This window comes from Saccharopolyspora phatthalungensis (assembly GCF_014203395.1).
In the GTDB taxonomy this organism is placed as follows: Bacteria; Actinomycetota; Actinomycetes; order Mycobacteriales; family Pseudonocardiaceae; genus Saccharopolyspora; species Saccharopolyspora phatthalungensis.
Window position 1 is genome coordinate 2,388,850 of sequence record NZ_JACHIW010000001.1, and the last position, 13,426, is coordinate 2,402,275.

Genomic DNA, 13,426 nt, shown 5'->3' on the forward strand with positions numbered 1-13,426 from the left:
AATTAGGTGAGCTTGCGCGCCGTAGTGCGCTTGAATGATCCACGTCGCTCGACCTCGCCGCGAGCAGCAAAGTGCCCCGGCATGCGAAGCAGAGGCGGACCCGGGGCGTCCGGCAAGAACATTACCCAGAAGTTCCCGATGAGTGCCCCACAAGTGGTTTCACGGAAGCAGTTTTGCCTGACTGGGTGCGTTGCGCTCTGTCAGCGCCGAGATTCGAGCGGTACCGGAAGGCCGCCGACGGGCGCATCGACGTGGCCATCCAGCTTTATCAGCGGAACATCGACATTTCCGCTGCCTTCTACCATCCGCTGCACTGGCTAGAAGTAGGCCTGCGGAATGCGATCAACCAACGGCTTCGTGACCAGTACTCAAGGCTCGACTGGTGGGTGGACGTGCCACTGGACAAGCACGACAGCCGGAAGATCGAGAACGTGCTCGAAAACGTCGCGTCACGCCGGCGGACTGCGGACGACATCGTTGCGCAGCCCACGTTCGGATTCTGGGTTGCGCTGCTGCACAAGCGAAATGACCGTCGGTTCTGGGTCCCCTCCCCGCACAAGGCGTTTCCGCACTACAAGGGGCCGCGCGCAAGACTTCACGATGACTTCTACAAGATGCGGAACTTCCGCAACAGGATCATGCACCACGAACCGATCTTCTACCTCGATCTGGAGGAATACCGGCAGCGCGGGCATCGGCTGCTCGGGTACTTGTCGCCCGATGCCCTCAGACACGTTCAGACAACTGACCGGCTCACCGAAGTCCTCGATCAACGGGACAGGGCATGGCGCCGGTTGGGTTAGTTCGCGGGCGGCTGGTTTGTCGCGTGCACGGTGGGTCGTGAGACGCTTCCACGCGTGACGACTCCGGAACAGTGGCCTGCCGACGGGCCGAAACTCAGTGTCGACACCCTTGAGCACGCCGCCGCGCCGACCGGTTCGGCCGGGTTGCACCAGCCCTGGCGGGCGGCCGTGGCCGGGATCGAGCTCGTCGTGGCGGTGGCGCTGGTGCTGGCGGCCTGGTGGGCGTGGCGGCACGGGACGGTGACCATCTACCTGCCGGGCCCGCACGGCGGCGTTGACGTCGTCACCCGGTCGATCGGGAGCTGGCTGTCCGCCGCGGTGGGCGCGGTGACACTGGCCGGGTTGCTGCTGCTCGATGTGATCCGCCAGTTGATGTTGGCGGTGCGGACCCGCCGCCGGTAGCACAACGGGGTGTGACCGGTCACTGCGCTGCGCCTGTCAAACTGGGGGCGTGACAGCTCCTGCGAATCCCGCATCGAATTCGAACGACGATCCGGCGCCGCGGTCGCGGCAGCTGTTCGAGCGCGCTCTCGCGGTGACGCCAGGCGGCGTCAACTCACCCGTCAGGGCGTTTCACTCGGTCGGCGGCACGCCCAGGTTCATGGTCCGCGGCGAAGGCGCCTACCTGTGGGACGCCGACGACAACAGGTACGTCGACCTGGTGTCCTCCTGGGGGCCGATGATCAACGGTCACTCGCACCCCGACGTGGTTCGGGCCGTGCAAGAGGCCGCTTCGCACGGCCTGTCCTTCGGTACCCCGGGCGTCGGTGAGATCGAACTCGCGCAGGAGATCATCGACCGCGTCGACCCGGTCGAGCAGGTCCGGCTCGTCAACTCGGGCACCGAGGCGACGATGAGCGCCGTCCGGTTGGCCCGCGGGTTCACCGGTCGGAAGAAGGTCGTCAAGTTCGCCGGCTGCTACCACGGTCACGTGGACGCGCTGCTGGCCAGCGCCGGGTCAGGGGTCGCGACCCTCGGGCTGCCGACCTCGCCGGGCGTCACCGGTGCCCAGGCGGCGGACACCATCGTGCTGCCCTACAACGACCTCGATGCCGTGCGCCAGGTTTTCGCCGAGCAGGGCGACGAGATCGCGTGCGTGATCACCGAAGCCGCGGCGGGCAACATGGGCGCGGTCGCGCCGCTGCCCGGTTTCAACGCCGGGTTGCGGAAGATCACCAGCGGGGCCGGGGCGTTGCTGATCATGGACGAAGTCATGACCGGTTTCCGGGTATCCGCGGCCGGTTGGTTCGGCGTCGACGGCGTAGCCGGTGATCTCTACACCTTCGGCAAGGTGATGTCCGGCGGGCTGCCCGCAGCGGCCTTCGGCGGCCGTGCCGACATCATGGCCCGCCTCGCCCCCTCCGGGCCGGTGTACCAGGCGGGCACGTTGTCCGGGAACCCCGTCGCGGTGGCCGCCGGGCTGGCCAACCTGCGCGCTGCCGACGCCGAGGTCTACGCGGCGTTGGACCGCAACGGCAAGCGGCTTGGCGACCTGCTCGGAGCGGCGCTGACCGCCGAGGGCGTGCCGCACCAGATCGCGTTCGCGGCGAACATGGTCAGCGTCTTCTTCAGCGAGACGCCGGTGCACGATTACGAGCAGGCGCAGGCCCAACAGGTCTGGCGGTTCCCCGCCTTCTTCCACGAGTTGCTCAAGCGAGGCGTCTATCCGCCGCCGAGCGCATTCGAATCCTGGTTCGTCAACGCCGCGATGGACGAGGCGGCATTCGAGACGATCGCCGAAGCGCTGCCGCACGCCGCTCGGGCCGCCGCTGCGGCGACCGCCCCGGGGGCGGACGCATGACCGACGTGAAGACCGTGGTGCACTTCCTGCGTCACGGCGAGGTGCACAACCCCGATGGCATCCTCTATGGGCGCCTACCGGGTTACCGGCTGTCGGACCGGGGCGAGCAGCAGGCGAAGATCGTCGCGGAGTTTCTGTCCGGGCGCGACATCGCCTACGTCGTCGCCTCGCCCTTGCAGCGTGCCCAGCAGACGGCCATGCCGATCAGCGCGATGTGCCGGCTCGACGTGGCCACCGACGAGCGTCTCATCGAGGCCGACAACCGCTTCGAAGGGCTCAAGGTCTCGGTCGGGGATGGTGCGCTGCGGTCGCCGGTGCACTGGCCGAAGCTGTGGAACCCGCTGCGGCCGTCGTGGGGCGAGCCGTACCTGGAGATCGCGCACCGCATGCTGGGCGCGGCGCACCGTGCCCGGGCGGCCGCCGCCGGTCGCGAGGCGGTTTGCGTTTCGCACCAGTTGCCGATCTGGACGTTGCGCCGCTTCCTGGAGGGTAAGCCCATGTGGCACGACCCCAGGCGGCGACAGTGCTCGCTGGCGTCGCTGACCAGCCTGGTGTTCCGTGGCGAGGAACTCGTGCGGATCGCCTATGTCGAACCCGCCGGGGGAACCGATCCGAAGGTGACAGGGGCATGAAACGGCTGCTAGTGCGGTTTGGGCTGGTCGCGGCGGCGTTGGCCCTGGTCGGCGGCTGCGCTACCCAGGGCGATGACGCGAACTCGCAGGGCGGCGGCGAGTTCACTTTCGTCTCGCCCGGCGGGCAGACCCGCCTCTTCTACCCGCAAAACGAGCGTGGCCGGGTTTCCGGGCTGGCCGGCGAAAGCCTCCTGGAACCGGGCAAGCAGATCGGACTGGACGACTTCAAGGGCCAGGTCGTGGTCCTGAACATCTGGGGCTCCTGGTGCGGACCTTGTCGGTCCGAGGCCGACGACCTGCAGGCCGTGCAGGACAAGACCAAGAGCCAGGGCGTTCAGGTGCTCGGTATCGACGTGCGGGACGACCGCTCGGCCGCTGCGGACTTCGACCGCGACCGGAGGTTGACCTACCCGTCGATCTTCGACCCGGCGGGACGTTCGCTGCTAGCACTGCGGCAGTTCCCACGCGCCACTGTGCCGGCCACGATCGTGCTCGACAGGCAGCACCGGGTCGCGGCCATTTTCCTGACTGAGATGTTGGAGAGCGAGTTGCTCCCCGAGGTGCAGAAGGTCGCCGCCGAACCCCGCTGACTCCGTTCGGCAGTTGCTGCGAGCCGGTGGTGATCGCGCCCAGGCGGGGCCGCTGCGCGTTGAGCGGGCTCACGCTGGTTTCCCGTGGTGTGATGCTCGCCTCCCATCGACTTCCGGCCGGACCGTGGTCCCGAAAAACGCGGGACCAAAGGCCCTAGCAGCGCCGCACCGTGCCTGGCCAAGGCGTTCACCTGGGACGATGTGGCGCGGTTCACCGAGCCCGGTGAAAGCTCGTGGTCTTGACTTTCTTACCCTCGAGTTGTGAACCCCACCGAGCTCGCCGCGTCCGGTCCGCTGCTTTTCGCGGCGGCGGTCGCAGCGCTCGCCGGGGCGATTAGCTTTGCTTCGCCCTGTGTGGTGCCGCTGGTGCCTGGCTACCTGGCCTACCTGGCCGGGGTCGTCGGCGCCGAGGCTCCGCCCGTGGACGCCCAGGAGGCCGAGCAGGGCCGCCGCGGGCGCTGGCGAGTCGCTGGAGCCGCTTTGCTCTTCGTGGCCGGTTTCAGCGTCGTGTTCGCGGCCGGCGCTCTGCTGCTTCTCGGGTTGTCGGACGTTCTGGTGGCCAACGAGTTGCTCCTGCAGCGCATCGGCGGGGTGGTCACGGTCGCGATGGGGTTGGTGTTCCTAGGGCTGGTGCCAGCCCTGCAACGTGACGTGCGGGTGCACCGGGTGCCCCGTGCCGGGGTGTGGGGCGCGCCGCTGCTGGGCGCCGTGTTCGGCCTCGGCTGGACCCCCTGCCTCAGTCCGACGCTGGTCGGCGTCATTTCGGTAGCGGCCGGCACCGACGTGGACACGGGCACCGCGACCCGCGGCATCCTGCTGATCCTGGCGTACTGCCTCGGGCTCGGCCTGCCGTTCGTGCTGCTCGCCATCGGTGCGCGGTGGGCCGTCCGCAGCGCTGGCTGGCTGCGTAGGCGGGCACGCGCCATCCAGATCGCGGGCGGCGTGCTGCTGGTGGTGGTGGGCATGCTGCTCGTCACCGGACTCTGGGGGGAGCTGATCGCGATAATTCGAGGCCCGATCGCCGGTTTCGAGACGCCCATCTGATGCGCAACTACCTGACCACCACCCTGGCGTTCCTGCGCAACACCTGGCGCGGGTTGACTTCGATGCGCACCGCGCTGGTGCTGCTGTTCCTGCTCGCGCTGGCCGCGTTACCCGGCGCGCTGATCCCGCAGCGCTCGCTGAATCAGTCCGAAGTGGACCGTTACTTCCGTGATTACCCGACGCTGGCGCCGATCCTCGACAAGCTCGGCGCGTTCGAGGTCTTCAGCTCGGTCTGGTTCGCCTCCATCTATGTACTGCTGTTCATCTCGTTGATCGGTTGCCTGCTGCCGCGCTGCTACGAGTACTACAAGCAGTGGCGCAGCAAGCCGGTCCGGACGCCGCGCAACCTCTCCCGGATGCCGCACTACGAGAACGGCACCCTCGATGCCTCGGCCGACGAGGTGCTGGCCTCGGCCCGCACGCGGCTGCGTGGCTGGCGCATGGTCGAACGCGACGAAGACGACGGCTCGCGTTCGATCAGCGCCGAGCGCGGATTTCTGCGCGAGATCGGCAACCTCGTCTTCCACTTCTCCCTGGTCGGCCTGCTCATCTGTGTCGCGGGCGGCAAGCTCTACGGCTACGAGGGCCAGGTCATCGTGGTGGCCGACGGCTCCGAGTTCTGCAACTCCGGGACCTACAACTACGACTCCTTCCGCGCCGGGCTCAACGTCGACGGCACGCAGCTCAGCCCGTTCTGCGTGCGCCTCAACGGTTTCGACGTGCAGTACCAGCACACCGGGCAGGTCGAGAGCTATCGCGTCGACATGCAGTACCAGTCCGGCAGCGACCTGGATACCAACACCTGGCGCCCCTACCCGCTGCAGGTCAACCACCCGCTGCGCACCGCCGGTGACCGCATCTACCTGAGCGGCAACGGGTACGCCCCGAAGTTCACGGTGACATTCCCCAACGGCCAGCAGCGCACCGGGATCATCCAGTGGCAGCCGGTTTCCGTGCAGACGATGCTTTCGCAGGGCGCCACCAAGTTCGACCCGCCGGGCGTGCAGGACGAGGTGCAACGACGCCAGAACCAGCTCGCCATCACCGGCCTGTTCGCGCCCACTGCCTCGTTCGACGGTGCCTTGCTGAGCTCCGGCTTCCCGGACCTGCTCGACCCGGCCGTGGCCGTGGACGTGCTCCGCGGCGACCTTGGCCTCGACTCCGGGCGCGGCCAGTCGATCTTCGGAGTGGACCAGTCGATGGTGGAGCAGGGCAGACTCAAGCGAGTCGCTCGCCAGAACCTTCGCCTCGGCCAGGAGATCCGCCTCGACGACGGCACCACGATCCGCTTCGACGGCGTGGAGCGCTGGGCGAACCTGCAGATTTCACACGACCCCTTCCAGTCCTGGGTGCTTGTCTTCGCCCTCGCCATCATCTTCGGCATCGGCACCTCGCTGATCATCAAGCGCCGCCGCGTGTGGGTCCGGGTCGTGCCGAACCCGGAACCGGGCGATTCCGGTTCCGCGCGTACCGTTGTCGAGGTCGGCGGACTCGCCCGCACGGATCAGGCCGGTTATGGCGAGGAGTTCACCAGGCTGACCGCTGACCTGCTCGGCACGGGTGTCGACCACTCGCCGCAGTCACGCGCGGTCGCAGGGCCAGCGCGCGAAAGGAAGAGCTGATGTCGGTCAATGAGACGCTGTCGACCTACAGCGACATGGCGTACGCGACCTCCGTGGTCGTCTACATCGCCGCGATGTTGCTGTATTTCGGGGAATTCGCCTACGGCCGGACAGGGGCGCCCCGCAAGCGCGAGTCCGTGCTGGTCAACGCCGGTTCCGCTGATTCCACCGCGACCCCCGTGATCGGACACGTGGAGACCCCGGCGAGGCGCCCGCTGAGCGAGCGGCTCGGTGGTATGGCCGTCGCCATGACCGTGCTTGGCGCACTGGTGCACGCCGCCTCCCTCCTGCTGCGTGGTTTTGCCACCGGCCGGGTGCCGTGGGGCAACATGTACGAATTCGGCTCGGCGATCTGCCTGGCCGCGGTGGTGGCCTGGCTCATCGTGCTGTTCCGCCAGCTGCGCACCGACCGGCGCGAGGCCACCCCGACGCAGTTGCGCGGGCTCGGCGGATTCCTGATGCTGCCCGTCATCGTGCTGCTGTTCCTGTCCGGCACGGTGCTCTACGCCCAGGCGGCCCCGTTGCAGCCGGCGCTGCAGTCCTACTGGATCGTCATCCACGTCACGGCGGCGATCGTCTCCAGCGGCGTCCTGCTGTTCGCCGGCGTGGCCAGCGTCCTGTACCTGCTGAGGTCCCGGTACGAGAACAACCCGCTGAAGCTGGCCAAGTTCGGCCCCCGCCTGCCGACCAGCCAGGCACTGGACCGGATTGCCTACCGCGCCACCGTGATCATCTTCCCGGTCTGGACGTTCGCGATCGTCGCGGGCGCGATCTGGGCCGAGGCGGCCTGGGGCCGGTTCTGGGGCTGGGACCCGAAGGAAACCTGCTCGTTCATCGCGTGGATCGTCTACGCCGCGTACCTGCACGCCCGGGCCACCGCCGGTTGGCGGGGTATCAGGGCCGCGTGGATCAACATCTTCGGCCTGGCCGTCATGATCTTCAACCTGTTCTTCATCAACATCGTTGTCGCCGGGCTTCACTCGTACGCTGGACTGTGAGCTCATGATCGGCACCGCCCACCGCACCGACGACAATCGATCGCGGCTGGTATCGAGCCCGGACCATCGTCGGCCACCTGCTCCGTTCGGGTTCTGCAGGCGCTGACCGGCGGCGGAGCCTACCAGCCACCCCCGGTGTCTTGCCGGTATATCTGGGACTACCGTGCCTTGCGGAAGCGGGGAGATCTCGATTGGCTCCGGCAGGGCCCGACTCGATTGTTGGAGGGACGGCAACGGTGACCGGACAGTACGAAGAGCCCGAAGCGCGGCCGGAGGCGGATACCGCTGCGGCGCAGGCCGACGGTGCGATCGCCGAGCCCCAGACCACGGGCAACGGTGCGGCGCCGACTTCGGGAGGACACTACGTCGAACCGGAGACGTCGCCGGGGCAGCCGCATCCGACCACCGAACACCCGGCACCGTCGTATGTGGACCCGACGCAGGTCGAGCAGTCGGGCCCGCATTCCGGGCCGTACTCGGCGAGCGATGCGCCCACGCCGTACTTCCCCGGCGGCGCGGCAGGACCGCAGCGGTACCCCGACCCGAGCCAATCCGGCCCGCAGCAATACCCGGCTGGCCCGCGCTATGGCGACGCAATGGCTTCCGGACCGCACCACCAACCGAACGTCTCGGGACCGCACCCGGTGTCGGGAGCGCAGTCGGGGCCCTACTCGGTTTCCGGTGGACCTTCTGGGCCGTATTCCCCGGTTTCCGGTGGGTCGTCCGGTCCGTACCCGCCGGTTTCCGGTGGACCGTCCGGACCGTACCCGCCAGCGTCGGGCGGGCCGTCCGGACCGTATACCACCGGTGACCCGCACCAGCCCGGGCAGCCGTACGGGCAGCAGAACCAGCAGGGCGGACCGCACCCGGGCCCGCAGCAGTCGTTTTCGTCATTTCACCAGGTTGCCCCGCCCGCAGGAAGCGCGGATCAGCCGATCGGCCAGGACCTCTCGTCCGCTCAGCTGCTTCGGCAGACCAAACGGTCACCCCAATCGGGTTGGCGTAAGGCGGTTTACCTGGCCAGCGGAAAGACGGTGAACCTCGGCGAAGGCCCGGGCGACCGGCGGCGGCGTGAGCTGATCACCCGGGTCAACCAGCCGCTGCAGGGCTGCTACAAGATCGCGATGCTGAGCCTCAAGGGCGGCGTCGGCAAGACCACGGCCACCGCTACGCTCGGGTCCACCTTCTCGTCGCTGCGCGGTGACCGGGTGATCGCCGTCGATGCGAATCCCGACCGCGGCACGCTGAGCCAGAAGATCCCGCTGGAGACCACCGCGACCGTGCGGCACCTGCTGCGGGACGCGCATCGGGTCCGCAAGTACAGCGATGTCCGCTCCTACACCTCGCAGGGGCCGAGCCGGTTGGAGATCCTCGCCAGCGAGCAGGATCCGGCCGTCTCGGAGGCATTCAGCGAAGACGACTACCGGCGCACCGTCACGCTGCTGGAGCACTTCTACAACGTGGTGCTCACCGACTGCGGCACCGGCCTGATGCACTCCGCGATGAAGGGCGTGCTTGACCTGGCGGATTCGCTGGTCATCGTGTCGTCCAGCTCGATCGACGGGGCGCGCAGCGCCTCGGCCACATTGGACTGGCTGGACGCGCACGGGTACGGCGACCTGGTGACCCGGTCCGTGGCGGTGATCAACTCGGTGCGACCGGGTTCCGGCAAGGTCGACGTGGACAAGCTGGCCGCGCATTTCGGGGCGCGCTGCCGCGCCGTGTCGAAGATCCCGTTCGACCCGCATCTGGAGGAGGGCGCGGAGGTGGAGCTGGACCAGCTTGACGCGCCGACCCGGATGGCGCTGCTGGAACTGGCCGCGATCGTGGCCGACGACTTCCCGCACGCTCCCGGCCGCAACCGGGGCTGACGTCGGGTTGGTGCGGGCGTCCGACGCCCACACCAACTGCGTGCTCAGTCGTCTTCGCCGGGGCGTGGCTTGCGCTGCTGCTCGTTGAGCCGACGCAGGAATTCGGGGTCGTCGTCCGGCGCGATCGGTGCCCGCCGGGTACGCTGCCGCGCCGCCCCGGTTGCCTGGGGACCGAACGCCTTCCACATCAGCACGACGATGGTGAGCGCACCGATCGCTGCCAGCACATAGATCATCGTGGCCACCTCCAACTATCCCGCTTCGAGATTAGCCAATCCCGGCTCGGGTTGTCGTTGTCGCGGGTGGCGCTGCTAATGGCGGATCCAGGTGGCGCCTCGCCGTCAGCGAGGCGCCACCTGGATCCGCGGTCGCAAGGGCCACCGGCGATCTTCAGATCGGTGGCGGAGGGCTCGCCGGTGGCCGAGGCGCGGGCGAGCTCAGCGAGTTGCGGCTCAGGCCGACCGGTTGACGTCGTTGGTCAGCTCGGCCAGCAGGGTGCGGACCTCGGACTCGCGGAAGCGGCGGTGGCCGCCCGGGGTCCGGATGGAGCCGATCCGGCCGGCGGTCGCCCACCGCGTCACGGTCTTGGGATCGACCCGGAAGAGCGCCGCGACCTCACCGGGGGTGAGGAGCTGCTCCTGACCGTTCTGGCGAGGCTGCTGGGTCGTCGCGGTCACAGGTGACCTCCACGTTGCGAGTAGTGGTTATTCGGGCATTCCGGTCGCATCCTGGCACTTGGATGGTCAGGTACTCGAACATTTGGGTTTAGGTAAAGGGAAGGTAAGGGACGAAAACGGCGCTTCGGGCGAGCCGGATCCGCGCGCTCAGGTGGCAGATCGGTCGCCAGGTCGGTTGCTCTACCCTGGATGACGTGCAGGAACAGCAGGACGCCGAAACGGTGGATCACGGCGCGCAGCCGAACCTCGCGCGCGACATCACGCTGTACACCATCGCCAGGCTCGCGATGGTGGCCGCGGTGGCCGCGGTGCTGATGCTGGTGCACGTGCCGGGCCTGGTCGCGTTGGCGGTGTCGGTTGTGGTCGTGATGCCGTTATCGCTGCTGGTGTTGGGTCGACTGCGCCGCAGGGTCGCCGCCGGGATGGCGGCGCGCGCGGCCGAGCGCCGGGCGCGCCGCGAGGAGCTCCGCGCGCAGCTGCGCGGCGAGCGGACCCCGGACGCTCAATGAGCGACAACAGCCCGGTGATCGACAACAGCGCCGCGATCGACAACAGGCCGGTGATCGACAACTTCGGCATCGACCGCTCCTGCACCCAAACGCGCGGCTGGACCAGTGAAGCCGTCCGCGTCATCGAGGCCGACGCGAACCGCAGCGCGGACACCCATCTGCTGCGCTATCCGTTGCCCGTCTCGTGGGGAATAGACCTCTATCTCAAGGATGAGTCAACACATCCGACTGGTTCGCTCAAGCACCGGCTGGCCCGATCGCTGTTCCTGTACGCGATCTGCAACGGCTGGGTGACGGAAAACACACCCGTCATTGAGGCTTCGTCGGGGTCCACTGCGGTTTCCGAGGCCTACTTCGCGCGCCTGCTGGGGTTGCCGTTCATCGCGGTGATGCCCCGCTCCACCAGCCGCGAGAAGGTGTCGCTGATCGAATGGCACGGCGGACGCTGTCACTTCGTAGACGAGCCCGGCGCGATCTACACCGAGTCCCGTCGGCTGGCCGCCGAACTCGGCGGCCATTTCATGGACCAGTTCACCCACGCCGAACGGGCCACCGACTGGCGGGGCAACAACAACATCGCCGAATCGATCTTCGAGCAGCTCGCTCTGGAACCGCACGCCGAACCGGCGTGGGTGGTGGTCGGTGCGGGCACCGGGGGCACCAGCGCGACCATCGGGCGCTACCTGCGCTACCGCCGGCACAACACGAAGCTGGCCGTCGTTGACCCCGAACACTCGGTGTTCTTCGATGCCTGGCGGGACGGCGACCCGACCCGCACCAGCGACTGCGGATCGCTGATCGAGGGCATCGGACGCCCGCGAGTAGAGCCGTCGTTCGTCGGGGAGGCGATCGACCGGATGATCAAGGTGCCGGACGCGGCGTCGATCGCCACGATCCGCAGCGTGGAACGGGTGCTGGGGCGGCGTGTCGGCGGATCCACCGGAACGAATCTGTGGGGTGTGTTTGCCCTGGTCTCGGAGCTGATTCAGCAGGGCCGCAGCGGCAGCATCGTGACGGTGCTGTGCGATGGCGGGGAGCGCTACACGCACACCTACTACGACGACGCCTGGGTCGCTGAGCGCGGCCTGGACCTGACCGCGCCGACCGCGGTTCTGGACCACTTCCATGCCACCGGCGAGTTCCGGGCAGACTGAGCACGGGAGCCCGCGCAGGAAGGTCGGTGTGTCGGTGAGGCGTTGGGGTTGGCTGTTCGGAGTCGCGTTGCTCGGGATGGTGTCCGGCTGCACCCCAGGTGCGCAGGCCCCGCCGGCCGCCGCGCCGACCACGCGGACCAGCACGGCCGAGGAATCCGCGCCGGAATCTCCAGCACCGTCGATCACCCGCAAAGTGCCGCCAGAGCAGCGGAAAAAGCTCGCGGAGCTACCCGCAGATCAGCTGTGTGGGTTGGTCGATCCCGGTGAATTGAGCGCGCTGGCCTTCCCGGTGGACGCTGGGAAATCGCGAGAGATCGGCTTCGATCCGCAGGTGCGCGGCTGCAGTTTCGAAGCCCGCAACGGCAAGCGTTCCGTGTTGATCGGCGCTCAGCCGGAGGGCTTCGCGATGCTCGGCCGCGACGAGGTAAATCTGGGCACCGTGCGCGGCACCCAGACCATGCACGCCAGTGACTGCACCGTCTTCGCCGGTGTTGCGGGAGCGACGTTGCAAATTTCGGTGACGGCGGGTGAAGCGGACACCGACCAGTGCGCGAAGGCTCAGCTCGTCACGCAGTACGTGCTCGCCGCCCTCGTGGTGTGAACCGTCCCGGCCCGGGCCGGGAAAGCACAAGTTCTGGGGCTGAACGCGGGTAAAGCCCCGCCTGCGAAGAGGCGGGCGGCCTGTCATCCGAGGGCCAGGGCGAGGCCGGTGATGATTGACCACGCCAGCATGGCGAAGCCCGTGTCGCGCAGTGCCGGGATCAGGGCACGTCCCTGCGCGCCGCCTGCCACCGCGCGTAACGGGACGATGAGTGTCGGCAAGGCGAGGAAGCCGAGCAGGGCCCAAGAATTCCGCAGTCCGATCAGAACGGTGATCAGGAACGGGACGAGCGTCAGCGCGACGTAGAGCGTGCGGGTGTCGCGGTCGCCGAGCAGCACCGCGAGGGTGCGCTTGCCGGTCACGCGGTCGGATGGGATGTCGCGGAGGTTGTTTGCCACCAGCACCGCGCTGGACAGCGATCCGATACCCACCGCTACGCCGATGCCGGAGCCAGAGATCATGCCGGCCTGCACGTACATGGTGCCCAGCACCGCGACCAGCCCGAAGAAGACGAATACGGCAAGCTCGCCCAGGCCCGCGTAGCCGTAGGGGCGTTTGCCGCCGGTGTAATACCAGGCTCCGGCGATGCAGAGCGCGCCGACCGCCAGCATCCACCACTGTCCACTGAGGACAAGCACGCCGAGGCCGGCGACCGCCGCGAGCCCGAAGCAGGCCCATGCGGCGGTGCGCACTGCGGTCGGCTTCACCGAACCCGAACCGACCAGGCGGAACGGGCCGACCCGGTCGTCGTCGGTGCCCCGGATGCCGTCGGAGTAGTCATTGGCGAAGTTCACCCCGATGATCAACAGCAGTGAAACGAGGAGCGCGAGAACTGCGATCATCGGGTCGAACCCGTCGACCCCCGCTGCCGCGCCGGTTCCCGCGAGCACTGGTGCGATCGCATTTGGCAAGGTGCGGATGCGAGCGCCTTCGATCCATTGAGCGACAGTCGCCATGTGAGTCATCTTCGCGCACGGGTGAGTGCCGTCGGCGAGAGCCCCGCAGCTCAGGAGCCCGGCGGTTACGACGGGTGACCGAACCGATCGGCCGCGTCGACGGGCGGCGGCCCGCGTCGGCTTGGGCCGCGGAGCGCGAGGTTGTTCCGAGTGCAGAAGCTCAGGCCA

The 13,426-nt window shown here is 68.2% G+C and carries 15 protein-coding genes; 12 read left to right on the forward strand and 3 right to left on the reverse strand.

The features are described from left to right. Positions 1–185: 185 nt before the first annotated feature. From BJ970_RS10765 to BJ970_RS10805, 9 genes are all read left to right on the forward strand, one after another. Complete coding sequence (locus BJ970_RS10765) at positions 186–803, forward strand: hypothetical protein (RefSeq protein WP_312864201.1); 618 nt, start codon at positions 186–188, stop codon at positions 801–803. A gap of 54 nt (positions 804–857) precedes the next feature. After that, the gene (locus BJ970_RS10770; protein WP_184726130.1) at positions 858–1,205 is read left to right on the forward strand and encodes a hypothetical protein; all 348 of its coding nucleotides are present in this window, start codon (positions 858–860) and stop codon (positions 1,203–1,205) included. 49 nt (positions 1,206–1,254) lie between these two features. Next, the gene (gene hemL, locus BJ970_RS10775; protein WP_184726131.1) at positions 1,255–2,604 is read left to right on the forward strand and encodes a glutamate-1-semialdehyde 2,1-aminomutase; all 1,350 of its coding nucleotides are present in this window, start codon (positions 1,255–1,257) and stop codon (positions 2,602–2,604) included. Beyond that, entirely contained in the window at positions 2,601–3,236 is a 636-nt protein-coding gene (locus tag BJ970_RS10780; RefSeq protein ID WP_184726132.1) for a histidine phosphatase family protein, read from the forward strand. Before hemL ends, BJ970_RS10780 begins: the two co-directional genes overlap by 4 nt. Beyond that, on the forward strand, positions 3,233–3,826 hold the full coding sequence (locus BJ970_RS10785; protein WP_184726133.1) for a TlpA disulfide reductase family protein: 594 nt from the start codon (positions 3,233–3,235) through the stop codon (positions 3,824–3,826). The genes BJ970_RS10780 and BJ970_RS10785 overlap by 4 nt, the downstream gene beginning before the upstream one ends. Positions 3,827–4,087: 261 nt before the next feature. Continuing rightward, entirely contained in the window at positions 4,088–4,870 is a 783-nt protein-coding gene (locus tag BJ970_RS10790; RefSeq protein ID WP_184726134.1) for a cytochrome c biogenesis CcdA family protein, read from the forward strand. After that, entirely contained in the window at positions 4,870–6,492 is a 1,623-nt protein-coding gene (gene resB / locus BJ970_RS10795; RefSeq protein ID WP_184726135.1) for a cytochrome c biogenesis protein ResB, read from the forward strand. The genes BJ970_RS10790 and resB overlap by 1 nt, the downstream gene beginning before the upstream one ends. Beyond that, complete coding sequence (ccsB, locus tag BJ970_RS10800; RefSeq protein WP_184726136.1) at positions 6,492–7,490, forward strand: c-type cytochrome biogenesis protein CcsB; 999 nt, start codon at positions 6,492–6,494, stop codon at positions 7,488–7,490. The genes resB and ccsB overlap by 1 nt, the downstream gene beginning before the upstream one ends. A 236-nt stretch (positions 7,491–7,726) precedes the next feature. Further along, a complete protein-coding gene (locus BJ970_RS10805) occupies positions 7,727–9,361 on the forward strand; it encodes a MinD/ParA family ATP-binding protein (RefSeq protein ID WP_184726137.1) in 1,635 nt (544 codons plus the stop codon). Between the two features lie 44 nt (positions 9,362–9,405). On the opposite strand, the gene BJ970_RS10810 is transcribed toward BJ970_RS10805, so the two are convergent. After that, entirely contained in the window at positions 9,406–9,597 is a 192-nt protein-coding gene (locus BJ970_RS10810; RefSeq protein ID WP_184726138.1) for a hypothetical protein, read from the reverse strand. A gap of 216 nt (positions 9,598–9,813) precedes the next feature. Further along, entirely contained in the window at positions 9,814–10,038 is a 225-nt protein-coding gene (locus tag BJ970_RS10815) for a BldC family transcriptional regulator (protein ID WP_168585575.1), read from the reverse strand. 194 nt (positions 10,039–10,232) lie between these two features. Here BJ970_RS10815 and BJ970_RS10820 point away from each other — a divergent pair, with 194 nt between their 5' ends. Genes BJ970_RS10820 through BJ970_RS10830 form a run of 3 tightly spaced genes read left to right on the forward strand, consistent with a single transcriptional unit; the run spans position 10,233 to position 12,302 of the window. Then, positions 10,233–10,547 carry a DUF4229 domain-containing protein gene (locus BJ970_RS10820; RefSeq protein ID WP_312864203.1) on the forward strand — a complete coding sequence of 105 codons (315 nt, stop codon included), beginning with the start codon at positions 10,233–10,235 and terminating at the stop codon, positions 10,545–10,547. After that, entirely contained in the window at positions 10,544–11,701 is a 1,158-nt protein-coding gene (cds1, locus tag BJ970_RS10825; RefSeq protein WP_221467108.1) for an L-cysteine desulfhydrase Cds1, read from the forward strand. The genes BJ970_RS10820 and cds1 overlap by 4 nt, the downstream gene beginning before the upstream one ends. Positions 11,702–11,729: 28 nt before the next feature. Next, the gene (locus BJ970_RS10830) at positions 11,730–12,302 is read left to right on the forward strand and encodes a DUF3558 family protein (protein ID WP_184726139.1); all 573 of its coding nucleotides are present in this window, start codon (positions 11,730–11,732) and stop codon (positions 12,300–12,302) included. A gap of 83 nt (positions 12,303–12,385) precedes the next feature. Here the strand turns inward: BJ970_RS10830 and BJ970_RS10835 are convergent, their stop codons facing one another. Continuing rightward, positions 12,386–13,258, reverse strand: coding sequence for a 1,4-dihydroxy-2-naphthoate polyprenyltransferase (locus tag BJ970_RS10835; protein WP_184726140.1), 873 nt, complete (start codon positions 13,256–13,258; stop codon positions 12,386–12,388). Positions 13,259–13,426: the final 168 nt, after the last annotated feature.

Bases quoted from the DNA above. Each gene is read 5' to 3' on its own strand.
- BJ970_RS10835 (WP_184726140.1), bottom strand. From the start codon at position 13,258: ATGGCGACTGTCGCTCAATGGATCGAAGGCGCTCGCATCCGCACCTTG.
- ccsB (WP_184726136.1), top strand. From the start codon at position 6,492: ATGTCGGTCAATGAGACGCTGTCGACCTACAGCGACATGGCGTACGCG.
- resB (WP_184726135.1), top strand. From the start codon at position 4,870: ATGCGCAACTACCTGACCACCACCCTGGCGTTCCTGCGCAACACCTGG.
- BJ970_RS10780 (WP_184726132.1), top strand. From the start codon at position 2,601: ATGACCGACGTGAAGACCGTGGTGCACTTCCTGCGTCACGGCGAGGTG.
- BJ970_RS10810 (WP_184726138.1), bottom strand. From the start codon at position 9,597: ATGATCTATGTGCTGGCAGCGATCGGTGCGCTCACCATCGTCGTGCTG.
- BJ970_RS10785 (WP_184726133.1), top strand. From the start codon at position 3,233: ATGAAACGGCTGCTAGTGCGGTTTGGGCTGGTCGCGGCGGCGTTGGCC.
- cds1 (WP_221467108.1), top strand. From the start codon at position 10,544: ATGAGCGACAACAGCCCGGTGATCGACAACAGCGCCGCGATCGACAAC.